The 1,236-nt window shown below is 56.2% G+C and carries 1 protein-coding gene and 1 pseudogene; one reads left to right on the forward strand and one right to left on the reverse strand.

What is annotated here, in order from left to right; all coding sequences use genetic code 11:
• Positions 1-922 (reverse strand): annotated as a pseudogene (locus C5S62_RS00930) (primosomal protein N'); the annotation flags it as partial.
• Positions 923-962: 40 nt separating this feature from the next.
• Between C5S62_RS00930 and C5S62_RS00935 the strand changes: the two are divergent.
• The coding region (locus C5S62_RS00935) for a hypothetical protein (protein ID WP_133159440.1) at positions 963-1,236 on the forward strand (274 nt) is incomplete at its 3' end.

Below are 1,236 nucleotides of genomic sequence, written 5' to 3' on the forward strand. Positions count from 1 at the left end.
GTAGTTCGTCCAAAGCCTCCTGCTGCGCCCCGCTCAACGGCCGTTGGCGGAAAGCCGCGTCGGCCGCATGGGATTTCAGCCGGTCAACGGCTACTGGAAATACCTCTACGAGACCTTTTCTGCGCAAAGCCGGTACTGCGGCGGCAGCGCCATCCACTGTGTCCGACAAGGCTTTCTTCGACATTTCGCCTGTACTGAGAAGCGACAGGAGTACGGCCTTTTGTTTTTGCGAACGCTTCAAATCCTCAAGTGCCATGCGGAGTTGTTGCTCGTCACGCAGGAAGTCGGCCGCACGCACATGTATTTCTGTCCGTGGCCGGAGGGTGCGCCCCATGGCTTCGTGCACTTTCACCGCTCCGGCTTCCATAAGCCGGCGTAATAAAGGGAGGACCGATGACTTAAGACCTATTTTCTTTTCAAGCGTGGCCACGTTGACCGCCTTTTCGCCGGCCAACGCATCAACTAAGGATTTTTCACGTGCCGACAGGAGGGCATAATCTTCAGCGGTAAACTCCGGCGCGGCCTCTACGAGCATTTCGCTTTCAAGCTTAAGACCGGCCGGAAGTGCGGCTTTCATCACTTCGCCCGGCATACATAGATAATACCGCGCCATCCAGCGCCATAATTTTATCTGCTGAGGCAGGAGCAGGGGGGCTTCATCCACCACATCGGTTATGCTCTTTAACTCTGCGCCTGCCGGCGGAGGCGTGCCGGGCCGCCGGATAACGATGGCGGAATAATATTTCCGTTTGCCCAACGGCACCACTACGCGTGACCCTACACTGACGCGCCCGGCCAACTCTTGTGGCAAGGCGTAGGTATAGGCACCGGGTAAAGCCAGCGGAAGAATAACATCGGCAAGGCAGTCGTTTCCAACCGGTAATGTTTCCGGAACAGAACAAGGCAAGTCGGAGTGTGGCATAGCTACAAGGAAAAAGTTTTGAAAAAGGCACGTACAGCAGATGAGGCCGACAGACGGCGATGGCAGTATACCCCGCGGAATGCCGCTGTCTTTCCGTATATGTCCGAACGCGTCAGGTAAATGCGCCACTTGGTCCGACACGTTCATTGAATCGTCCGAGTGGCAGACAGGCATAGCCGCGCAGCCGCGGCATATATTGCCATTATCTCATCTTTACTGGCACGCCGGTGCGCAGAGCGGCAGCTTCGGATTGTGCGGCAGGCTGTGGCGGATAGATGAGCATGAAGCCGCAGGTAGAGAAATAACGTTCAATC

Source organism: Prevotella sp. MGM2, from assembly GCF_002933955.1.
Classification (GTDB): Bacteria; Bacteroidota; Bacteroidia; order Bacteroidales; family Bacteroidaceae; genus Alloprevotella.